Origin of the sequence: Wolbachia endosymbiont (group B) of Dolichovespula media (assembly GCF_947179505.1) — a bacterium.
Lineage (GTDB): Bacteria > Pseudomonadota > Alphaproteobacteria > Rickettsiales > Anaplasmataceae > Wolbachia.
Genome location: NZ_CAMXBR010000002.1, coordinates 260,654 through 277,045, shown reverse-complemented (window position 1 = coordinate 277,045; position 16,392 = coordinate 260,654). Strand labels below are relative to the sequence as shown.

The window sequence follows — 16,392 nt, the reverse complement described above, 5'->3', positions numbered from 1 at the left end:
AAACACTCATCTTGAATGGTTCTCAGGAATTCTTGCCTTAATCATTAAAATCGCACTATCACTTTCCATAATTTTTTTAAAGCCAACTTTTTCGTAAACACGGATTGCACAAACATTTGCTATACCTGGGTCGACAAAGGCATTCTCATAAACTTTAAAGACAAATTTGTTTAAAAATATATTCAAAGCTTGTGAACCAACTCCTTTACCTACATAATTCAGCTCTCCGATATACCAGTCTATAGCAGCACAACTTTCTGGAAGTTCTAAAGTGTTATAGACCTGTTCAGGTGGGAAATCATGTTTGTTGTAATATTGAATATAACCAATATCAACTCCATCACAATTAATAATGAATGCGTGCATTGGTTTTTCAATAATTTGTGTCTTAGATTTCAAACGTTTGAATCCTTTAACGTAGTTGCTATATTTTTTCTCAATTAACTCTGGTGTCCAATTTATATCCGCATCCCACCACTTCTTTATATGGTGTGTTTCTACCCATTTTAATAATAGTGAAAAATGTTCTTCTTTCAACGCTTTAAATGTGATATTTTTATTCATTAATTAAAGATTTTAAGTGTTACTACCGTTTTTATTAATTCTATCTCTAATTGCTAAGTTCATTGAAATTGATATTTCTGTACCTAGTTTTCCTGATATAGTACGCTATTTTAACATACCGGAAGGCACAATTCAATTAACTATTGCTTATAATTTTTTAGGCGTTTGCATAGGAGGGTTATTTTTTGGTCCATTGTCTGAATGCTATGGAAGAAGAAGGATGATGATCATAGGCAACACTTTGCTACTCATCGGTGCTGTTGGCTGTATTTTTGCGCTGTCAGTTTCTTGGCTTTTAATCTCTCGCTTTATTCAAGGCATTGGTGTTAGCACATCTGTAGTTGTGTTTGCAATTATTGCAGACAGCTATAAAGGCAACGAAGCAGTAAAATTTATTGGAATCATGAATTTTATTCTCACAGTTCTCATAGCAATTGCACCAGTATTAGGCAGTTTCATCAACAAAATTGTTGGGTGGCGTGGCAACTATGCAAGTGTTGCAATACTTTGTTTCATCTCTTGGGTTTTGCTGCTTTTTCTGTTACCAGAAACAAAAAAGGACCGTGATATTTTTAGTCTAAAAAAAAATGATGAAAGACTATAAAAAATTATTATCAAGTTCAAAATTTATGGTGTTGTCTTTGGCACAGAGCCTTTTTTCTGCGGCTTATATGTCATTCATTACTTGTGGCCCTTTTTTGTATATGGAAACTTTTGGTTTATCCAGCACTATTTATGCGCTACATCAAGGTGCAATGGTTGGATCTTTCTCACTAATTAGCCTGTTTTCCAGTAAGATCTTAAAGAAACTTGGAGCAATTTGGTGTGTAATTTCCGGTACAGGCGTAATTGCTATTGGATCCCTATCACTTTTAATATTCAGTATAATCATGCCCAGTGCTTACTACTTAGTAACGCTGTCTATGGCTATTTTTGTATTGGCTGTGGAATTTGTCAAGCAGTCATTTTCAATGCATCATTAAATATTTTCCCTGAAATGAAAGGCACAACTTCTTCTGCAATTTCATTTATTAGAGCTTCTATCATGGCTATTTTTATCGGCTTAACAAGCTACGTTTACGATGGTCAAGCAACCAGTGTAGCTATTCTTGTTTTTTTTGCAGTAGTTCTAATTTACTGTCTATTTATTGTTTTCAAGATCTGGAAAAATCTATAATCACCATATAGATCCTTCTCATTTCTAGTTATTGCGGTAATATGTATTGTAACTTTGCCAGCTGCTCTAGATGTATCTCTTCCAAATCACCTAATCTATATTAGTTAAAGAGTATTATCTTGCTCATGCATCTAAAGTTTGAGAGCCAAATTTCAGCAATCCAATCAAATTCCAATTTTTTTCAAACAACTGTTTCTTGCTATTTTTGTACCTTAAAAAATTTAGCTTACTTTTACGCTAGCTTGTTCAAATAGCATTAGTACGATTTACTTTTTTTGAATGTAGAGATTTTCTAGGGATTGTCCTCTTAAATTCTATAGTATCTTGTTTAACATTGAAACGAGAATCCAGTTTCAAGCATTGAGGTGATGAAGAAAGGGCTGCTTTTATTCCATCCCTCTCAACTACTCGAGTAGTGGACAATGGAATACGATTACTTTCGTTTATACTAATCAGCACGTCAAATTCTATGCTATTATTGTGTTGTTTGATGTTGCTAGCTCTAATTTTACCATTTCCAAACCAAAACTTTATAGAATTACTCGCATCATGATTGATGTCTGCAGAATCAGGCAAAATAGCAAAATTCGCGTTGTTTACAAATCTAGAAAACGCATTTTTGATGTCGTTAAATGTACCGTAATGGTCTATATGGTCGTCATTAATACTTGTTACAACAGCAATATCTGCAGGAATTTTTAACATAGTTCCATCAGACTCATCAGCCTCAATTAAGAAAATGTCACTTTTGCCAAGTTTTGCATTACTCTGATAGGAATTTAATATTCCTCCAACAATTACAGTGGCGTCATCACCAGAATGATCAAAAATGGAAGCAATCATAGCTGTCGTCGTCGTCTTGCCACTTGAACCTGAAACTGCTATCACATATTTACCTTTCATAATTTTAACCAGCATGTCTGACCTATGCAAAACGGTTTTATTGCTATTTCTTGCTGCAACTAGCTCCACATTATCAGGTTTTATTGCGGAAGAATGTACAACTATTTGAGCTTGTCTAATACTACTTGCATTGTGACCAATATAGACCTCTATACCTAATTTTTGTAACCTGTCTATATTGTCGTTTGATCGCGTATCACTGCCTTGAACTTTATAACTGGAATTATGAAGAATTTCAGCAATTGCGCTCATTCCAATTCCACCTATACCGATTATATGTATTACTTCTTTTTTAGTGCTGTGCATATTTGGCAGTAGACGTTTACTTATTACTAAATTTATTATAGTATAATTTAAAACCCTCATGGTATCGAACCATTTCACTAAGTACAATGATAAAAAAACTAGCCTTTCTATGTCTAATATTCGTTTTGATGAGTAGTTGTAGTTTTAGCAATAGGTGTAATCACACCGCAGGTCATTATAAAATTGGCAATAGCTATACAATAAATGGTATCACCTACCACCCAAAATACTGTAGCTGTTATGAGGAAGTAGGAATAGCATCGTGGTATGGAATAGAAGATCATGGCACAATTACAGCTAACGGTGAAGTGTTTAATCGTCACTTGATTTCTGCAGCACATAAGACCTTGCCCCTACCCTGCTTTGTTCGTGTTACTAATTTAGAAAATGGAAGGAAGCTTGTTATAAGAGTTAATGATAGAGGGCCATTTGTTGAAGGTAGAATAATAGACTTGTCAGAAAAAGCAGCACAAGTTTTAGGACTTCATAAGTCTGGGCTTGCTAAGGTAAAAGTCGAGTACTTAAGAAAGAGGTCAGAACAATTGATACAAAATACTCCTCATTACAAAAGGCAATATGAAAAAGAAATGCAGAAACGTCACCCAAAACAAAACAATGCAGAAAGTAAGGGATATGTAGCATTTTTTGTAAACGCTCAGGTAGCTAAATCAGCTGCATCAAAGCTTCGTAATCAAGGAATAGAAAATGTTAGATTGCTTTTCAAGAATGATCAATATTGCGTAAAAGTAAGTTAAAACCTGCATTACAGATTGTGTAGCATGCCAGAAACTATTTGACAAATGAGAATGTTCCAAAAGCATGTGCGTCAAGTTGAGAAACTATCGTGAAATATAGCAATATTTAAGATTGGTATTTTATTTGTTACATTTCAGGTAGTGACAGCTACCTCAGCTATAGCTGTAAAAAATAATCTACCACTTAAGAAATTTCATTAAAAAAATAGCATAATCTTATTTCTCTAAAAAATACTATCTTCAACTTGAATATGTTGAAAAATATTTTGCGTATTATCCAAAAAGTCATCCTTTATAGCAGCTAGCTCGGATTGTTTTTGAGATAGATTATCTTCTATTGTTCTATTAAAACAATCAAGATCATTGCACTTTAGTTGAGAGCGCATGTCTCCATTTTCATATAAACCTCGTATAACGTCATAATATGCTCGAGTTACATCAGTTTCTGGTTGTTGCTTTTCTTTGAGTATTGCCTTTAATTTTGAATCTATGTCTAATTCTCTTTTTATAGCTTCAGTAGCATTTTTATGATATTTTTCATAATCTTCAAAACTTTTTAATATTTTACCTTTTACTTCATTTTGTAACATCTTTAGCAAATCTTTAGCATGAGGTTTTTCAATTTTTTCCTTCCACTCATCATACGTATATTCTTGTCGACTACCATATTTTGTATCCTGACACTCACTTCCTATGTTAAACAGCTCTTTGTTACAGATTTTATCACCCTGATAAAAGTAATCGCTTATATTAATTTTATCGCTAGTTAAAGTTTGTCTAATTGCTGCTTTATTTTCTGCAAGTTCTTCTCTGTACTTGTTAATGCAATTTAGTAATTCTTTTTTGCAATCTGTAGTCATAATCTAGCTCCTTTAATAAAATTAGACCTAATCTAGTGTAAAATAATTAATATTTTATTACTATTTTGGTTATAACTAAGATAGTAATGAGAAGTTCAGTATCTACAAAGTTCGTTTAAACTATTTTAAAAATGGGTAGAATGTAATTTTAGGTTAATAAAATGAATTACGATGTAATCATTTCAGGTAGTGGGCTAATTGGTCTTATTACTGCTATTGGCCTGAGTAATGACTCTGTATCTGTAGCCGTAATTGAGAAAAATAGTTTACCACGTGCAATTGATGATAATCGAGCATTCGCTATTTCTCAAGGATCAAAAAAAATACTAGAAAAATTAGGGATTTGGGGACTCTTAGAAGGCGAAGCTGAACCAATACTTGATATATGCATATTAGATGGAGATAGTCCATTTACTGTGCATTATGACCATAAAATGGTCGGTGAAGAGCCAATGGGCTATGTAATCAAGAGCGCTATTATATGGAATGCAATCAATAATAATTTTTTGCATAAACTCAATATATATTCTCCACGTTCCTATAAAACAATTTCTTGTGACGAAGGATACGTGGAAGTTACTCTTGATAATGATCAAAAATTGATATCATCGCTATTTATCTGCGCTGAAGGTAAAAACTCTAAGCTGCCAGAGCTGTTTTCTATACCAATGATAAAATTTGGTTATAAACAAAATAGCATGGTATTTAATGTAAAACATGAACTACATCACCAAAACTTAGCTGTAGAGCGGTTTTTTCCTGGTGGTCCATTTGCAATTTTGCCAATGAAAGGTGGCTATACTTCTTCAATAGTTTGGACAGAAAAATGCGAAATTTCAAAAATGCTGATGAGCTTATCCGAAGAGGAATTTGTCACAGAACTCAAAAAAAGATTTGGTTCTTATTTGGGAGAAATTGAATTAGAGGGTGAAAGAAGACTTTATCCTTTGAGTTTTACTTTTGCGAGAAAGCTGCATAAAAGCAGAATTTTGCTTATTGGCGATGCAGCACATTCAATCCATCCAGTTGCAGGTCAAGGACTTAATCTTGGAATGAGAGATGTAGAGAGTGTTATTAGACAAATAACTACTGCAAAAGCGTCTGGCATTGATGTTGGCAGTAATTATCTATTGAAGAAAATTTCACGTGACAGATACTTTGATAATTTTACTATGGCACTTGCAACTGATGGACTAAATAGGATATTTTCCAACAGAATATTTTGCGCTAGAGCATTTGGTTTAATGATAGTTGAAAATTCAAATTTTCTTAAAAAACGCTTCATTCGCCACGCTATGGGGTTTATATAAATCATTAGATTTCTTTCATCATAATCAGGTGTCATTAGAGTAGTTGACACTGGAGCCCAAATTCCATAATGTCATGCCAGTGCCCAGACACTGGCATCCAGAAAAATTTATAAGCAAACTTGAGCTTATGCTAAATTTGATGAAATGAAAAACTGGATTCCAGCAGGCTTTGTTGCATCACTCTTCGGATAATAGGTAACGTGGAATAAATTTATGAAGCTATCTCAAATTTAGCCATGCCTATATCAGTAAATTTGTTAAGCAAATAACACTTGAGTAGCAGTTCTCTCTCACGATTAACCTCAGATTTGTTTCTAAAACTAAACCCAAATGTTTGCTTCAGTCGCGAGAAAAAACTTTCTATATAAGATCTCTTCCCATAATTTATCTCTTTTTTCCACCTCTTCATACCATCTTCATCATATGACTTTATGAGCTTGATTGTAGAATTTCTCTCATCCATATAATCCAACTTTGGATGCTCTATTGCATTATTTTGCGGAGGAATCCTTGTCTTTATGTCAAGCTCATCGCACAGTTTGTATAACTTCTTTCGATTATATGCCCTGTCTGCATATAGTGTGCTTATATTATATTTAACATCAATCCTTGCAATAAGATCACATGCTCCATAGTGGTCAGAATAAACTCCGCCACTGTATTTTGCTGCTATAACTTTTTTGCTACCTATCTCTAGCATTACATGCAGTTTTCTTGTTTGCTCATAGCAGCGATACTTTCTATCTGTACCATTTGCCTTGCTATGACCTGGAATATTATTGTAGATCAGTACTATCTATGGCAATCTCAATATCTTCTGTATTATTTTTATCATGTCTTCGATCATTAATTTTGATGTTAAGTTTTTTAAGCCTTCTTGAGGTCTGGGAATAGCTAATAACTTGCAAGTTTTTCCTTACTTGCTCAAGGTACCCTGCTATAAATCCCGCTGTTTGTCTCAGATCTATTCTAAATAAATAAGTTATTATGTGAACCAGAATCACGACCTTATCGCTATAAATATAGTTGCCACCAGCCATTTTTGGACCTTTTTCGTACCAATTTTCTATGGCATCATTGACGTAATAAAAAATATTTCCCCTCTCTTGGAGAAATTTGTTATATTCATGGCAGTTACTGACTCTCATTTTTTGTGGCATATTTTTCTTTAGTAGGTTAAATGCTTGTCTTATAGTGAATTTTGTCAGTAACTGCCAGTTCTTTTTATTTGACCTGTGCAACAAAGCCATTCCAGCATCACGCACTGGAATGACAAGAAAAAGAGTACTGGCATGACATTAAATGATTTTCCTTATTTTAGCATTAAACGCGATGAAGAAAATCATTTATAATCGCTATAGCAACTAGTGTTGAAACCTGACGTACCTTTTGGCTTGACAAACGAGAGTTTTTATCTGATTTGACAACAAGGGCTTCTAGATGACTTTGAAAGTAAATATTACTATGCTTATCTTCGATAGTTTCTATTAACCCGTCATTGGCAAATGCTGCAATTTTATATCCAAGTAGCTCTAGCCTTCTTCTATTCTCTGTAGTATTACTTACTGTACCTGAATGAGCATTCGGAAAATAAGTTGAAAACCAGCCATTTTGATTAGGTAGTAAAAATCTAGCTACCACTTTTTCCAAACTACTACCTGGAACAATTTTTATCTGCTGAAGAGGTATATTCTCTTTTTGTGGATAGGATGCTGATTTTAAATGATTCTTCTCATCATTAACAACATTTGTTATTTCAATTTCTTTTGCATGCATAATGTCTTGTAAACCACCGCATATGGTAAGCAAATGAATTGTAGGATTGTCATCTACTATTTTTACAATTGCTTCATTCACAAGCTGGCGGTAAGGTTTAAGAGCTGAATGAAAGTTATCTGAAATAAATATTCTGTTTATCTTTTGCTCTTTGATAAATTTTGCAACTTCAACCTTTATTCGATCTAGTATCAGCTTTTTTGCCAATATTTCATCTTGTTTTGCGAACTCTTCTTGGATTTCTTTTAGATTAATTATTTTGTCGTAGTCAATAAATATAGTTTTAACCCCAAAATTATTGAATATCTCATAGATATTTTGAGATTCATCTGTTTGCAATAAACCAACAATTATATTGTAATTTACTGCATTTTCCGCTGTCAAAGCAGATAATTCTTTGTTTACTTTTTCACTATAAGCGATATTACTTAATAGTAGAAATGTAATTAACAGTATATTAAATATTCTATTGTAACATTTAGACATTATTTCCTAAATAATTGTATTAATATTATAATATATTATAGAACATTAAGAAAAAGAATGTGGCCTGAGCAGGAATCGAACCAGCGACACAAGGATTTTCAGTCCTTTGCTCTACCAACTGAGCTATCAGGCCAACTACGTACTTTTATTTTTAGACAAAAAACGTTATTATGTCCATCAAAAGTTTTTGAAGTATAGAAACAAAAAATGAACATTAATAACAAAATAGGAATTTATCCTGGTACGTTTGATCCTATAACTTTTGGGCACCTTGACATAATAAAAAGAGCATGTAAGCTAGTCGATAAGTTGATAGTTGGTGTTGCAGAAAATGTTAACAAACATACTACCTTTAACATAAAGCTACGCACAAGCATGGCTGAAAATGAAGTTAAAGGAGCAGAAATTAATGCAGATGTTATATCTTTTAATGGGTTGCTCGTGAAGTTTGCCAAAGAGCAAAATGCCTCTGTTATTATCAGAGGACTGAGGGCAGTATCAGATTTTGATTATGAATTTCAAATGAGTTGGGTAAATTATAAGCTCTCCCATGAAATCGAAACCATATTTCTTCCTGCATCTGAAGATACTCAATTTATCTCATCAAGTTTTGTGAAAGAAATAGCGAGATTAGGAGAAGATGTTAGCAGCTTTGTATCACAAAATGTCCAAACCGAATTGATTAATCTAAATAGGGTAAAAAATGGAGAATAAGTATTTATTGTCTTTTTTATTCCCAAACGAGTATGTTCGATGTATAAAATACTATAAATTAAAGGAGCGAAATGTCAGAAGTGAGGGATAATAATCTAATAGTTTGCTGCCGTGGTGATGAGAATGATGATGGTTCTGGTCATCCAGTAGTATATTTACATAAAGAAGGAGAAATGTATTGTCCTTATTGCAGTAAGCCCATGAGTGAAATAGTAAACTCCGAAGAATTTCAATCTGTTGAGGTGAAAGCATTGAATAAAAAGGAAAGGACCAAAGGTTAATAGCACTTCATTCTTTAGCTTATGTAAATAGCAATAAAGGGGGCAGTAAAGATGAAACTGTCCATACGGTCAAGTACTCCTCCATGGCCAGGTATTATACCTCCACTATCTTTAACATTGTAAACTCTTTTTATGAGTGATTCAGTAAAGTCTCCAAGTTGGGCTAGAATAGCAATTGTAAAGCCAATTATTGGGGAATAGAAAATTGGAAATAAACTCAAAAATATTGAGCCAAAAATTGTACAAAATACTCCAGCTAAAACTGCACCTAAAAGCCCTGACCAAGTCTTTCCAGGACTAATAATTGGGCAAATTTTAGCACCACCAAAGTTTTTACCAAATAGGTAAGCGGTAATATCGATGCTCCAAATGGTTAAGATAAGCCATATTAATTCATATTTTCCCTGTGGTAGATTATATAAGTATATCAGCGATGCATTTGGTAGTGCAATGAGTAGTAATGCAAAAATGTATAAGATTCTATTGCCTTTAGTTAGGTTATACCATTCAAAAGAAGATAGAACCGCAATTGAAAAAATTAGTAGATAAAATGATAAATCACTGAAATATGTAGCAAAAGAAAATATCAGTAATATTACTATTGAAGACAGTGTTCTCACCATAAAATTATTATCTACCATATTTTTTCTCTCTCTTTGTATAATCTGCTAATGCTTTACTCAAATCTTGACAAGAAAAATCAGGCCACAAAGTATCACAAAAATACAATTCAGCATAAGCTGCTTGCCATAGTAAAAAATTGCTTAACCTTTTCTCGCCACCAGTGCGAATTAATAAATCCAGTTTTGGTAAATCTTTAGTATACAGAAATTTTTCAAATTCCTCTTCCAATACGCAATCAATATTTCCTTTTATGACGTTGTTGATAGCATGTATAATTTCCTGCTTTGCTCCATAACTAACTGCAACAGTGAGTAATAGACCATCGTTCTTATGTGTCACTTCTTCTGCTTTTTTGATTTGATCGAATATTTTACTGGGCAATAGACTTAAATTGCCAATAAAATTTAACTTAATGTTACAATTGTAAATGAATTTCATTTTATCTTCATTAGTTAAAGTGGAGTAAAATAAATTAAATAGGTAGTCTGTTTCGTTTTCAGACCTGAGCCAATTTTCCATGGAAAATGCATACAAAGTTAAGTAAGGTATGGCCAGGACTGTGCAATGCTTAGCAATATCAAATGCAACCTCACTGCCTTTTCTATAGCCATCAATTTTTACCCTTCCTTGATTGTTTGCCCACCTACCATTACCATCCATAATAATTGCTAGATGTTTTGGCAGAGATTCTAGATTCAACATTTGAATTCAACCTGTTCTAATTAGCTTGATTTCTATATCTCTGTATGAAACGTTCACTATATCCACCTAAAACTATATTATTACTGAAAAATCATTGATAGTCTATATTACAAAAATTTTCTCAACCTCGGTGTCAGCTGCCAGTGATTTTACCAAGAAAATATAGTAAAAATAGTCTGATATAGATGGTTTTACGATATAGTAAAATTATTATAAATAAATGAATTTGGTGTTATTAGAAATACCTAGCTCTTTTATGTGGATTGATATTCTCAATAACCTGCTCTAAAGATAAATTATATAATTTTGACACAGGTTCTTTGCATTCAATATATCTTTCAAATGTAAGGAATGGTACAAGTGAATTTATATTTATGTCCTGCTCTTGAGGAAGATCTTTACCGCCTAAGAAAATCCCTGGGAAAGGATATTGAGTATATATGCTCAGCTCTTGGGGAACATATTTAATTATATCTTCGTAAATACGTTCCTTGTTGTTCAAATAATCGATATTAATATCTGTAATTTTACCAGCTTTACGCAGGAGTATAGCAAGCCTCAAAGTCGACTTTACGCTAGGTTTAAAATTTTTAAATATATTGACAAATACCTTACCAGTAACATTATCTGTTATTACTTTTAGCTCTTTAGTGGTAACAGAATTGATCTTCTCAACAGCATTTTGATCTTTTAGTAGTGTTATAATCCTTTTGTCATTCAAGCTTGCATTATCAAGTAGAAGTCGAAATTTTTCAGTATCAATAGAATCGATAAAATTCCGACTTTTTAGTAAATCCATAACCATGGAGCGATCAAATTTACTACTACTAGATATAAGTTCAAGTTTTTCAAGATCGATAGAATTGACTCGAACGAATAGACTCTGATCTTTTAGTATTTCTCTAACATCTGTAGAATCAAACTTAATGCTTTTGCATATAATTTTTAATCTATTACCATCAATAGAATGGAGTTGAGGTAATGAAGTCTTTAGTATTGCTACAATCTCTTTATCTGTAAAAAAATAATCACTTTTCATGATACTCACTTTATTTTCATCAAGAGAATTGATTTGATCAAATAAACTCTGATCTTTCAGTAAATTCATAATATATCCTTGATCAGAATACTTAAATATTAAGTCAAATATTTTACGATTCATCGAATTGATGCGTTCAACAACTTCCTGATTTTTTAGTAATTCTATAATAATGGTATAATCAAATTTCCTAAATACGGATTTAGATTTTCTAGGATCAATCAAATCGATAAGCTTAACAAATTCTCGGTCTTTTAGTACTTTTATAATATATTCACTACTAAACCTATCACTTTTAACTATGTATTTAAGCAGTTCTTCACTAATAATATTGATGTTCTTAGCAACTTTCTTATTTTTTAGTAATTCTACAATAATATTAATATCATCAAACTTACCACTATTAAGTATGAGTTGAAATCTTTCAGGAGCAATCGAATTGATGCGTTCAAGAATTTCCTGATCTTCCAGTAATTTTATGATATCTTTAAGACTAAATTTATCATTCTCAATTATATATTTCAACGTTTCTTTATCAATAAGATTGATGTTCCTAGCAGCATTTTGACTTTCTAGTAATCCTATAATACTGGTACCATTAAACTTACCACTATTAAGTATGAGTTGAAATCTTTCAGGAGCAACCGAATTGATGCGTTCAAGAATTTCCTTGTTTTCTAATAATTTTGTAACATCTTCATCACTAAGCTTACCACTTTCAAATATACATTTTAGTATTTCTTCATTAAGATAAAACTGAACATCATCAACACGTTTTTCATTAGTTCCTTTATCTCCTAATGCTTCTTTCGCGAAGTTATTCGGATCATTTTTTTCATCTTCCTCGTAATAATAATTATCATAATATCCATAATCTTCTTCATTCTCCTCACTATCACTACTTTCGAATTCATTGTTGATATTGCAAACCTTCCCACCTTTTAGTATTTCTAGAATATTGTGCTCCGCAGGTGCATCATTTAGCATGGACCTAAACATTTCATCATCATAATCGTTGATGTGATTAACAATGCTCTCATCTAATAGTAATTCTTCAATACCTTTGTGACTAAACTTATTATGATACTTGCATAAGATTTTAAGCTTACTGTAATCCATTGAATTGATGCCATCAACAACTCTTTGATTTGATAGTAATTCTCTGTTATAAGTCTTACATATCAGTTGAAGTTTTTCGTTATATAAGTCTTCTGCATTGCCTGCCTTATCAAAATCCATAATCTTATTTCAATTTACTTAGTATTTTAATTTTGCATGTATTAGGAGGAAATAATCAAGCATTATGATAAAAGGCCTAATGAATTTATTAGTTTATTTATGTTTCTTTTCATGTATAAATTTATAGAAAGTTTTATGTAGAAGTTATTTTATGAGCAAAATTATAGAAATCAGAGCGCCAAAAACTCTTGGTGGTGAATCAGTTACGGAAGGTATAGTAAAAATAAAGAAAAATATCGGCGAAGCAGTAAAAGTAGATGACTTGATCTTTGAAATTGAAACTGATAAAACGGCGCTAGAACTAACTGCAGAAGCTTCAGGACAAATAACTGAATTTTTTGTGAAAGAGGATGATGTAATTAGCTCTGATCAATTACTGGCAAAACTTGCTGTAGGAGAAGTAAAAGAAGAAGTGAAAAAAGAAGATAAAGGCGAAAGCGCTGATAAAAAAGATGCCCCTTCAGCTCGTAAAATTATGGAAGAAAATGCAATTAGTGCAGAAAATGTAAAAGGAACTGGCATGGGAGGCAGAATAACTAAAGCGGATGTGATAGACCATATGAGTAAAGCTGAACAACCTCCGGTAAAACAATATGAATCGCCAAAAAGTGTAGTAAGTGGAGAGAGAAGAGAAGAGCGAGTGAAAATGAGCAAAATAAGGCAAGTAATAGCTGCTCGTTTGAAAGCATCGCAAAATACTGCTGCAATACTGACCACGTTCAATGAAATTGACATGAAAAACGTCATGGATCTGAGGGCAAAGTATAAAGAAACTTTTGAAAAGAAATATGGAATAAAACTGGGTTTCATGTCGTTTTTTATAAAGGCAGCAGTGCAAGCACTAAAAGAAATTCGTGAGATTAACGCTGAGATTTCAGGTGATGAAATTGTATATAAAAATTACTATGACATAGGTGTTGCTGTTGGCACTGACAAAGGTCTTGTTGTACCAGTTATTCGTGATGCTGATCAAATGTCATTTGCTGAAATTGAACTAACTTTAGTTGCTCTTGGCAAAAAAGCACGAGAAGGTAAGCTGCAAGTATCGGAAATGGAAGGTGCAACATTTACTATCTCAAACGGTGGTGTGTATGGTTCACTTCTTTCTACTCCGATAATAAACCCTCCGCAATCTGGAATACTTGGCATGCACTCAATACAAAATAGACCAGTTGCTGTGAGTAGCTCAATTGAAATCAGACCTATGATGTACATTGCCCTCTCTTACGACCACAGAATAGTTGATGGTAAAGGAGCAGTTACTTTCCTTGTTAAAATAAAAAATTACATAGAAGATCCAAATAGATTGGTTTTGGAAGTTTAAACAAGTTAAAAACGGCAGGTAAGTTTTTCTGAAGTTTTCAAGGTGGGTGTTACAGCTGTGCAAACATTTGTTTATAAAGGTAACTTATACAAAAAATGGTCAGTGCTTACTGTACGAGCATTGTGATTTAGGCCTAAAAAATGCGAGTAGCCCATTTGGTGTTATCCAAGTAGCTGACACTGGGATCCAAATTGCAAGTAATGCATTAGGTTGGGTGAGTATAGGTCTTGCGTTATAGAATGGTGATGTCATTCCAGTGCTTGACACTGGAATCCAGAAAAATTTACAAGCAAACTAAGCTTATGCTAAATTTGATGAGATAAAATGAAAAACTGGATTCCAGTGTCAAGCACTGGAATGACATCATTTACTATGTGCCATATTGCAATGTTTGTAAAGTTGTGTGTGTGGTCCACCAAAAGGGTGTCAGCTACTTGCATGACACTATCTGCTATTTTTCCTTGTCTGAATGAATACAAAACGGTTTTTGGTTACTCACGAAATAGATTTGTCCATTTTGCTCTTATTATTTAAAACGCTTTTGTGCCAAATATGTCAAAATTTTTATTTGACATATGTTAAAAACATTCTAAGGTAAGGCTATTTATAGAATAAGGGGGTATATAATGTTAAGTAATTCTTCTAAAGAAAAAAACTCTGAGGTTGTTCAAGGAATACCTGGACCAGTGTCAAGTGATAAATGGAATAGGACTTTCAATTTTCCTCCGAATAATAGGGTGAGAGCAGATGATCATCCATTTTTAGGTACCAAGCATGACCGCAAAATTGAATATTTAGATTGTGATGATGAAGAGTCAAAAAGGCGAATTCTTGCTGATAGCTCTTCTTATAATTCAGAAAATGAAAATCACGGTAAATATCTAAAAGGCAAGATTATTGATGAAACTAAGCAAGAAATTGCTCAACACATAGAAAACAGTGATGTAGAATCTGTACAGCTTAGAGTGAGAAGTCCAATTAGAACTATGTTGACTGCAAGAATTGTGCTGAATGATAATAAAGGAAAAATAAACATTAGTAATATTTTAACTAATGATTTTTTTGAAAGCAATAGGATAACGGCGGTTACATTGTTGCTACCTGGAGATGAAAAAAGAGGAATGCATGGACGAGTTGATGAGCATGGAGTAAGAATTTATGAAGTAGCTAATGGCTTGTAATAGTTTAGACTTGATCTGACAGGCATGAATTATCTGACAGAAGAATTGACAAAGTCAAAACCGATATCAGCATCCTGTTTAATGCTATCAATATTTTTCTGATAAGCAATATGCATACTATCAAAAAAGGTTTGCATAGGCATAGCAATATTTACCTGAATGTGGTCTAGATCTATTGTAAGAATGCACCCAATGGTCTACGTCTAACTGAAGTTCTGCCAAAGAGGTGTAAATTTTCTTTCTAAAGATAATATTGTAACATTCATCTTGCATAGTTCTATGGAACCTTTCACATATGCCATTAGTCTGTGGAGAACGAGCTTTGGTTCGAGAATGATCAATATTTTCTACCCCTAAATATAGCTGGTAAACGTGATTTTCAGGTCTGCCACAATACTCTGTACCACGATCCGTCAAAACACGTAGCAATGATACTTTCTGTTCATCAAAGAACGGTACTACCCTATCATTAAGAAGATCTGCAGCTGTGATAGCAGTCCTTTCTGTGTAAAGCTTAGCAAAAGCAACTCTGGAATAGGTATCAACAAAGGTTTGCTGGTAAATTCGTCCAATACCTTTGATATTACCAACATAATAACTGTCTTGGCTACCTAAGTATCCTGGATGCTCTGTTTCAATTTCTCCATGGGCCTCTTTATTCTTCCTTAGCCTTTTCTAGAGCTGTTATCTGTTCTTCTGTTAAAATGATACCATCCTGAGCTACTTTTGCTTCTAATGCCTTTAACCTCTTTTTAAAATTTTCAAGATCGTTTCTTTGCCACACTGATCTTATTCCACTTGCAGAGATGAGAATTCCTCTCTTTTTCAGTTCGTTTGCTGCTCTTTCTTGTCCGTATGCTGGAAACTCTATTGCTATTTCAACTACTGCTTTTTCTATATCCTCCGACACTCTATTTGCATACAATGGCTTGCTTTTGCTTATCTCGTGTAAAGCCTCTTCTCCTCCTGTTTCATACAGTTCTTTGAAGCGGTAAAATGTATCCCTTGAATATCCCATTACTTTACACGCCTGTGATACATTTCCTAATTGCTTTGCAAGTTCTAGCAATCCCAACTTTGGTTTTAGTATTTTTTCTTGTGTTGTATTCATATCTGACACTCCTTTAAAACTTGTTTATATTTTTATCTTA

At 33.1% G+C, this 16,392-nt stretch carries 14 protein-coding genes, 1 tRNA gene and 3 pseudogenes; 8 read left to right on the top strand and 10 right to left on the bottom strand.

Annotation, left to right across the window (positions count from 1 at the left end):
- Positions 1–6 precede the first annotated feature (6 nt).
- Positions 7–564: a GNAT family N-acetyltransferase gene (locus OM967_RS02320; protein ID WP_211908348.1), complete on the bottom strand. Its 558-nt coding sequence runs from the start codon at positions 562–564 to the stop codon at positions 7–9.
- A 16-nt stretch (positions 565–580) separates the two neighbouring features.
- On the opposite strand from OM967_RS02320, the gene OM967_RS02315 reads away from it, so the two are divergent.
- Together OM967_RS02315 and OM967_RS02310 are read left to right on the top strand one after the other, a co-directional pair.
- The gene (locus OM967_RS02315) at positions 581–1,168 is read left to right on the top strand and encodes an MFS transporter (RefSeq protein WP_264337543.1); all 588 of its coding nucleotides are present in this window, start codon (positions 581–583) and stop codon (positions 1,166–1,168) included.
- Positions 1,155–1,547, top strand: a complete 393-nt coding sequence (locus OM967_RS02310) for an MFS transporter (protein WP_264337542.1) — start codon at positions 1,155–1,157, stop codon at positions 1,545–1,547. Before OM967_RS02315 ends, OM967_RS02310 begins: the two co-directional genes overlap by 14 nt.
- A gap of 634 nt (positions 1,548–2,181) precedes the next feature.
- Here the strand turns inward: OM967_RS02310 and OM967_RS02305 are convergent.
- Positions 2,182–3,010, bottom strand: a pseudogene (locus tag OM967_RS02305) (Mur ligase domain-containing protein); the annotation flags it as partial.
- A 26-nt stretch (positions 3,011–3,036) separates the two neighbouring features.
- Between OM967_RS02305 and OM967_RS02300 the strand changes: the two are divergent.
- On the top strand, positions 3,037–3,705 hold the full coding sequence (locus OM967_RS02300) for a septal ring lytic transglycosylase RlpA family protein (RefSeq protein ID WP_012481726.1): 669 nt from the start codon (positions 3,037–3,039) through the stop codon (positions 3,703–3,705).
- Positions 3,706–3,929: 224 nt separating this feature from the next.
- Here the strand turns inward: OM967_RS02300 and OM967_RS02295 are convergent, their stop codons facing one another.
- Positions 3,930–4,565 carry a hypothetical protein gene (locus tag OM967_RS02295; protein WP_250120345.1) on the bottom strand — a complete coding sequence of 212 codons (636 nt, stop codon included), beginning with the start codon at positions 4,563–4,565 and terminating at the stop codon, positions 3,930–3,932.
- A gap of 161 nt (positions 4,566–4,726) precedes the next feature.
- On the opposite strand from OM967_RS02295, the gene ubiH reads away from it, so the two are divergent.
- Complete coding sequence (ubiH, locus tag OM967_RS02290; RefSeq protein WP_264337540.1) at positions 4,727–5,875, top strand: 2-octaprenyl-6-methoxyphenyl hydroxylase; 1,149 nt, start codon at positions 4,727–4,729, stop codon at positions 5,873–5,875.
- A 211-nt stretch (positions 5,876–6,086) separates the two neighbouring features.
- Here the strand turns inward: ubiH and OM967_RS08190 are convergent.
- The 3 genes and pseudogenes from OM967_RS08190 to OM967_RS02270 all read right to left on the bottom strand — a co-directional run bounded on the left by OM967_RS08190 (position 6,087) and on the right by OM967_RS02270 (position 8,270).
- Positions 6,087–7,035, bottom strand: a pseudogene (locus tag OM967_RS08190) (IS5 family transposase).
- A gap of 163 nt (positions 7,036–7,198) precedes the next feature.
- A complete protein-coding gene (locus OM967_RS02275) occupies positions 7,199–8,137 on the bottom strand; it encodes a glutamine amidotransferase (RefSeq protein ID WP_264337536.1) in 939 nt (312 codons plus the stop codon).
- 60 nt (positions 8,138–8,197) lie between these two features.
- Positions 8,198–8,270, bottom strand: a tRNA-Phe gene (locus OM967_RS02270).
- A 74-nt stretch (positions 8,271–8,344) separates the two neighbouring features.
- On the opposite strand from OM967_RS02270, the gene coaD reads away from it, so the two are divergent.
- The gene (gene coaD / locus OM967_RS02265; protein ID WP_015587724.1) at positions 8,345–8,851 is read left to right on the top strand and encodes a pantetheine-phosphate adenylyltransferase; all 507 of its coding nucleotides are present in this window, start codon (positions 8,345–8,347) and stop codon (positions 8,849–8,851) included.
- Between the two features lie 71 nt (positions 8,852–8,922).
- Positions 8,923–9,132, top strand: a complete 210-nt coding sequence (locus tag OM967_RS02260) for a zinc-finger domain-containing protein (protein ID WP_211908360.1) — start codon at positions 8,923–8,925, stop codon at positions 9,130–9,132.
- A 14-nt stretch (positions 9,133–9,146) separates the two neighbouring features.
- Here the strand turns inward: OM967_RS02260 and OM967_RS02255 are convergent, their stop codons facing one another.
- The 3 genes from OM967_RS02255 to OM967_RS02245 all read right to left on the bottom strand — a co-directional run bounded on the left by OM967_RS02255 (position 9,147) and on the right by OM967_RS02245 (position 12,736).
- Positions 9,147–9,773 carry a phosphatidate cytidylyltransferase gene (locus tag OM967_RS02255; protein ID WP_250120409.1) on the bottom strand — a complete coding sequence of 209 codons (627 nt, stop codon included), beginning with the start codon at positions 9,771–9,773 and terminating at the stop codon, positions 9,147–9,149.
- Positions 9,763–10,458 (bottom strand): polyprenyl diphosphate synthase, encoded by a 696-nt coding sequence (gene uppS, locus OM967_RS02250; RefSeq protein WP_211908364.1) that lies wholly within the window; start codon positions 10,456–10,458, stop codon positions 9,763–9,765. The genes OM967_RS02255 and uppS overlap by 11 nt, the downstream gene beginning before the upstream one ends.
- Before the next feature lie 235 nt (positions 10,459–10,693).
- Positions 10,694–12,736 (bottom strand): hypothetical protein, encoded by a 2,043-nt coding sequence (locus OM967_RS02245; protein ID WP_264337534.1) that lies wholly within the window; start codon positions 12,734–12,736, stop codon positions 10,694–10,696.
- A 151-nt stretch (positions 12,737–12,887) separates the two neighbouring features.
- Here OM967_RS02245 and odhB point away from each other — a divergent pair, with 151 nt between their 5' ends.
- Positions 12,888–14,060, top strand: a complete 1,173-nt coding sequence (gene odhB / locus OM967_RS02240; RefSeq protein ID WP_211908367.1) for a 2-oxoglutarate dehydrogenase complex dihydrolipoyllysine-residue succinyltransferase — start codon at positions 12,888–12,890, stop codon at positions 14,058–14,060.
- A 626-nt stretch (positions 14,061–14,686) separates the two neighbouring features.
- The gene (locus OM967_RS02235; protein WP_264337533.1) at positions 14,687–15,241 is read left to right on the top strand and encodes a hypothetical protein; all 555 of its coding nucleotides are present in this window, start codon (positions 14,687–14,689) and stop codon (positions 15,239–15,241) included.
- A gap of 29 nt (positions 15,242–15,270) precedes the next feature.
- Here the strand turns inward: OM967_RS02235 and OM967_RS02230 are convergent.
- Positions 15,271–16,352: pseudogene (locus tag OM967_RS02230) on the bottom strand (IS481 family transposase).
- Positions 16,353–16,392 lie beyond the last annotated feature (40 nt).